This is a genomic window from Mucilaginibacter sp., assembly GCF_036383575.1.
GTDB lineage: Bacteria > Bacteroidota > Bacteroidia > Sphingobacteriales > Sphingobacteriaceae > Mucilaginibacter.
In genome coordinates this window covers 1-5,644 of sequence record NZ_DASVOB010000515.1, presented here as the reverse complement: position 1 = coordinate 5,644, position 5,644 = coordinate 1, and the positions used below count along the sequence as shown (strand labels likewise).

The window sequence follows — 5,644 nt, the reverse complement described above, 5'->3', positions numbered from 1 at the left end:
TTGGCTAACGGGAACGCCCATATTTATAAATTGACCGAAAATGTACTTAATAGTCAATCACTTAGGATTTCGTCATTATAACGTACAAAGTAATCGTACACCATGCAGTGCGACTCTGTAAATCGGTGATTGCTTCGTTTCTCGCAATGACGATTCCTTTATTTGATGTTATTGTGTAATAAACCCTTATATCGCTTTACCGCTTTCCCTTTTTTACCGGCACCTTTTTACGCTGTTTTGCTCCATAAACCCAGTTAGCAGCCAGAACCCCCACACAGATCAGTAACCCGAAAAATTCACGTACTTCTTCAACCCAGGGCTTTTCGGCTTTCATGGTTTGTACAAGGCTTTCAGCATGGTGATATTCAAACCAGTCGATAAGGCCGTTATTATCAAATATCTTATAAATTGCGTAGCCTGTAAAAGTGATAATGCCAACTGCATAACCAAGAGGATAAAACTCTTTTTTAGCTGCCAGGTAGCAAAACCATGCACAATACAGGTAAATAGGCATCCAAAGGTAAGGGTCGGGGTCGTTATATTGTAAACCCGCAAAAATGATAAAAAGTACAACCCATACAATGTTGAAGATCTTCATAAGTAAAAAGCAATTGCAATAATTTACACCGGTTTATCTTGCTTAAATGCAGGTTAAGCAGTGCTAAATATAGGGATTTAGTTTGCACTTTTTAAAGTGCGAAAAATAGTTTTTGTGCGGCTTGATTGCAGCAAAAAGCAGGCTCAGAAAATACAGGATGAAAAACTATTTGAGGAAATTTGATGTCGCGGGCAGATTCGAACTGCCGTTTAGGGTATTGCGGACCCCCACCTATCCTCTCGGTCACGCGACTTGAAAACTATAAAAAATCACTTAATCAGATCGGTTGTGGGGTGTAGATATAATTATCTCTCTCCCGTTTTGCACAGGAGCAGGAATTAGCACCTTTTACATTATGCGGATGTACAGGTTGCTAAGACGTCTTTGGGCCTTTCCCTCAGTCTTTCTTGATAAGTTAAATTAAAAGAACGTTTTGTCGTTGTTGACAGTGCAAATATAAAAACAAAATATATAATTCCTATAGTTTAAGTAGAATTTTTTATTTTTTCTTCAGATCACTATTTTCTTCGGTGATGGATCAAGGCTAAAAAACTGAAATGATCACCATTTAATCTGAAGTAGTCACCATAATTTTAGCGCCGAACTATTGCACCTTTGCATTGTTAAAGTATTAAAAAACAACACAATGGGAACAAATAAAATAGCACTTATAACCGGCGGCAGCCGTGGATTAGGTAAAAACGCCGCCTTGCACCTTGCTAAAAAAGGGATTGACGTAATAGTTACTTACCGTAGTAAAAAAGAAGAAGCAGAAGCCGTTGTGGCAGAAATTGAATCGGCAGGGCAAAAGTCTGCTGCTTTGCAGCTGGATACGGGTATTGTATCCACCTTTGATGCTTTTATTACGGAGCTAAAAGCAACATTGCATGAGAAATGGGGACGTGAAACTTTTGATTTCCTGATCAATAACGCAGGTATTGATGCCGCATCGACATTTGCAAAAACTACTGAGGAGGATTTTGATAACCTGTTCAACGTTCATTTTAAAGGAGTTTACTTTTTAACCCAGAAAAGTTTACCTGTAATTGCCGATGGCGGCCGCATCATTAATTTTTCGACCGGGCTGGCCCGTTTCTCTACTCCGGGATACGCTGCCTATGCCTCGATGAAGGGAGCGATTGAAGTATTCACCAAATATTTGGCAAAAGAATTGGGCAGCCGTGGCATAGCCGCAAACGTTGTGGCCCCCGGTATTATTCAAACTGATTTTACTAAAGCTGCATTCGATTCGCATCCGGGTTTAGAAGAAAGGATGTCGCAATCTACAGCACTGGGCAGGGTAGGGCAGCCTGACGATATAGGCGGCGTAGTAGCATTTCTTTGCACTGAAGATGCCCGTTGGATCAATGCCCAGCGCATTGAAGCTTCCGGTGGGATGTTTCTATAAGTGAAGAGTAGTTGATTGGGTTGATTAGGTGAATGGTTACTTTTTTGGTGAGTCCCAGATAGCGACATTAACCACTCACCTAATCAACCATTCTCTTAATCAACCATTTTCCAACCACTCTCCAACCATTCTCCCAATCAACTGCTCACCTAATCAACCAAATCACTATCTTTCGCACAAAAAAGCATTATGGAATTTGGTAGAGTAACGGACGAAGAATTATCGAGGGTTGATTTTACCCTGCCGGCCGATCCGCAGATAACTGTTGATACGCTTGCCGCTGCTAAAAACGATATACCTTTGCAGGTACATGTTGGCTGCGCCAAATGGGGCCGTAAGGAGTGGGTTGGCAAGATCTATCCGCCAAAAACCAAGGATGCTAATTTTTTAGATGAATACGTAAAACATTTTGATTGCATAGAGCTTAATGCTACCTTTTACCAGGTTTACGGCCCCGATACCATTGCCAAATGGGGAGCCAAAGCCGATAGCAATCCTGGTTTTAAATTTTGCCCTAAATTTTCGCAAAGTATCAGCCATATTCGCCGGTTGAAGAATGCTGAGGATATTACTACTACCTATTACGAGGGGATTTTAGCGTTTGGCGATAAGCTTGGTCCGCTGTTTTTGCAGTTAAGCGATAATTACACACCAAAGAGTTTCCCGGAGCTTAAAGCATATCTTGAACAATTGCCAAAAGATATCCCGGTATTTGTGGAATTGCGTCATAAAGATTGGTATGCCGTTGCCGAAAACCGCGAGAGGGTATTTAACCTCTTCCGCGATTTAAATATTGGCTCTATCATAACTGATGCCAGCGGTCGCCGTGATGTGGTACATATGGCCTTACCTACGCCGCACGCTTTTATCCGCTTTGTAGGCAACAGCCTGCACCCAACAGATTATGCCCGCGTTGATGAATGGGTTGAACGGATCAAAAACTGGAAGGATCAGGGCCTAAAATCGGTATGGTTTTTTATGCACCAGCATGATGAACGCTACTCGCCCGAACTGGCCGATTATGTTGTTGAAAAGCTAAACAAGGCATTAGGCACGCAATTAATGCGTCCCAAGTTTATTCAAAGGGACGATAAACCGACAGCCCAAACCTCACTGTTATTGTAAAGGCTCGGTTGTAGCTGGTGGAATCTTTAAAGCAGGGTTAAAGTTCGGGATCAGTTGTTTCACCTTGTCCGCAGTCGAGTTGTTCATATCCAGGAACGACCAGCTCTTGCCGCCATCGCCGCTAACTGCCAACAGGTTGCTGTGCATTGCCATACGGCCTTTAGCACTTGTCATGATGATGGTTTCTGGCAGCAGGCAATGAATTTCTTTTCCGGCTTTATAAAATTTGCCCGGGGTACCTACGGTAATGTTTTCAAAGCTGATACCCGCGGCTTTCATTTGCTGCATAGCAGTACCAATCATAACAGTCATTTTCTCTTTACCACCGGCCATTTGCACCGCTTTAGGATAGGTATAATCAACAATGCCCTTATAATCTCCTTTGGTCATGCTTTGGGCCATTAGCGTTGCCTGTTGTTTTACTAAAGACGGGTTTTGGGCATGTAATGCCAACGGAGACAATATGATGAGCAGGAGTCTGAATACTTTTTTCATGGAGATGTTTTTAATTTTTTCTGAGGATGTCATCGGCAAGCTGATCAGTGCTATCAACGTTGCCATTGTATTTAAGTCCCAATATGCGATTTACTAAATTAAAAACGTCAACATTTTTAAAAGAAGGTATTTGTTTTACTTTTTCATGGGAAACAACGATGCGCGAATGTAGATTAACCGCATTACCTGAATGACAACAGCCGGTAAACTTTGGCCGTTTTTACCATTATCTAATCAAATTTTTACATGTTGCTATAAAAGCGGCAGGGTGGCTATAAATTACTTTCCTTTTAATTTAAATGCAGATGAAAATCTTTATAGCGCTTTTATTATCAGTTGTGTTCAGCTACCCTATATCAGCCCAAACACCTGTTGCCCAAAACGGAAAGTTAAGAGTAGAAGACGGTAAATTGCTGAACGAGCATGGTGCTGCCCCGCAGTTGAGGGGGATCAGCCTTTCATGGTCGCTTTGGCAGGGGCGTAAATATTACAATTCGGGTGTAGTAAGCTGGCTGGCAAATGATTTTAAAGCATCAATCATTCGCGCTTCAATGGGGGTGCAGCCCGATAGCGGTTACCTGCAACAACCCGAGGAGCAAAAGGAACTGATTATTAATGTGGTTGATCAGGCTATCAGGAGCGGGGTCTATGTATTGATAGACTGGCACGATCATCATTCAAATCAGCATGTGAATGAGTCGAAAGAGTTTTTCAGGCAGATGGCCAAAAAGTATGCCGGTGTTCCTAACGTGATCTACGAAATTTGGAATGAGCCAGAAAAAGCTGATTGGAAAACAGTTAAAGATTATGCCTTGCAGATCATCCCTGTGATCCGCAAATATGATAAAGATAACATCATTGTAGTTGGCAGCCCTCACTGGGACCAGGACGTTGACATTGCTGCTGTCGACCCGATTAAGGACTATAGTAACATAGCCTATTCTTTCCACTTTTATGCCAGCGATCCATACCATCAGGAGGCATTACGGGCAAAAGCCGATAAAGCAATCGCATTAAAATTACCACTGATCATTACCGAATGGGGGGTAGGCGAAGCTAACGGCAACGGTGAATTTAACCTGCAAAAGACCCAGACATGGCTCAAATGGATGGAAGACAATAAACTAAGCTGGACTAACTGGAATATCACCGATAAACACGAAACCACCGCCCTGCTGCAGCACAACGCACCCATATATGGCGGCTGGACAGAGGCTAACCTAACCCCTGCAGGGATCTTTATCAGGAATGTGTTGAGGGGGGTGAATAAATAGAAGGGCTTGATTGAGTAGGTTATAAAATATGTCATTGCGAGGAGCGGTATGGGCAAAAGCATCTGGGCGACTTGGCAATCTCGTAGCTATACAGGGCGGCCATGCATTGGCTACGAGATTGCCACGCTTCGCTCGCAATGACATGTTTTTTTTACTTCTTCTTCAACGCCTCTGCAATCCCCTTTTCCACCAACGGCCCCATAATCCTGTAGCCTTCAACAGTTGGGTGTACACCATCGGCGGCAAGGTTTTTCGGCAGACCTTTGCGCCCGTCGGCCATGGCGCTGTGGTAATCTACATAAACCATTTTATTGGCATCGGCAAAAGCTTTGATCATGGCATTAAGCTGGATCACTTTCTGGGCAGGCTCCATACCGGGACGCCATGGGAAAGCGTAAGCAGGCAATACAGAACACAGCACCACTTTAATATTGGCAGCTTTAGCCAGCAAGGCCATTGATTGAATATTACCAAAGATATCTTCAATAGCTATAGGGCCATTATTTTGAGCAATATCATTAACCCCAGCCAGGATCACTACTGCACCCGGTTTCAGATCGATTACATCTTCGCGGAAACGTACCAGCATTTGGGTAGTGGTTTGCCCGCTGATACCGCGGTCGTAATATGGCTTACCGCTCCAAAACGTTGAATCCCTGTTAAGCCAGAAGTCGGTAATGGAATCGCCCATGTAAACTACACTCTTAGGGTTCGGGGCCGATGCTTTTATTTTATCGTTATCAG

General features: G+C 43.2%; 6 protein-coding genes and 1 riboswitch. Of the genes, 3 read left to right on the top strand and 3 right to left on the bottom strand.

The annotated features are described in order from the left end of the window. Positions 1-196: 196 nt before the first annotated feature. Positions 197-598 carry a transmembrane 220 family protein gene (locus VF500_RS18180; RefSeq protein ID WP_330861040.1) on the bottom strand — a complete coding sequence of 134 codons (402 nt, stop codon included), beginning with the start codon at positions 596-598 and terminating at the stop codon, positions 197-199. A gap of 302 nt (positions 599-900) precedes the next feature. Further along, a riboswitch (SAM riboswitch) is annotated at positions 901-1,015 on the bottom strand. Between the two features lie 229 nt (positions 1,016-1,244). Between VF500_RS18180 and VF500_RS18175 the strand changes: the two genes are divergently transcribed. Together VF500_RS18175 and VF500_RS18170 are read left to right on the top strand one after the other, a co-directional pair. Further along, positions 1,245-2,006 carry an SDR family NAD(P)-dependent oxidoreductase gene (locus tag VF500_RS18175; RefSeq protein WP_330861038.1) on the top strand — a complete coding sequence of 254 codons (762 nt, stop codon included), beginning with the start codon at positions 1,245-1,247 and terminating at the stop codon, positions 2,004-2,006. Positions 2,007-2,195: 189 nt separating this feature from the next. Further along, on the top strand, positions 2,196-3,131 hold the full coding sequence (locus tag VF500_RS18170; RefSeq protein WP_330861037.1) for a DUF72 domain-containing protein: 936 nt from the start codon (positions 2,196-2,198) through the stop codon (positions 3,129-3,131). On the opposite strand, the gene VF500_RS18165 is transcribed toward VF500_RS18170, so the two are convergent. Next, positions 3,123-3,626, bottom strand: a complete 504-nt coding sequence (locus VF500_RS18165; RefSeq protein WP_330861036.1) for a hypothetical protein — start codon at positions 3,624-3,626, stop codon at positions 3,123-3,125. The genes VF500_RS18170 and VF500_RS18165 overlap by 9 nt on opposite strands. A 305-nt stretch (positions 3,627-3,931) precedes the next feature. On the opposite strand from VF500_RS18165, the gene VF500_RS18160 reads away from it, so the two are divergent. Next, the gene (locus VF500_RS18160; protein ID WP_330861035.1) at positions 3,932-4,900 is read left to right on the top strand and encodes a glycoside hydrolase family 5 protein; all 969 of its coding nucleotides are present in this window, start codon (positions 3,932-3,934) and stop codon (positions 4,898-4,900) included. A 151-nt stretch (positions 4,901-5,051) separates the two neighbouring features. Here VF500_RS18160 and VF500_RS18155 read toward each other — a convergent pair. Beyond that, positions 5,052-5,644: SGNH/GDSL hydrolase family protein (locus VF500_RS18155; protein ID WP_330861034.1), on the bottom strand; the 593-nt coding region annotated here is incomplete at its 5' end.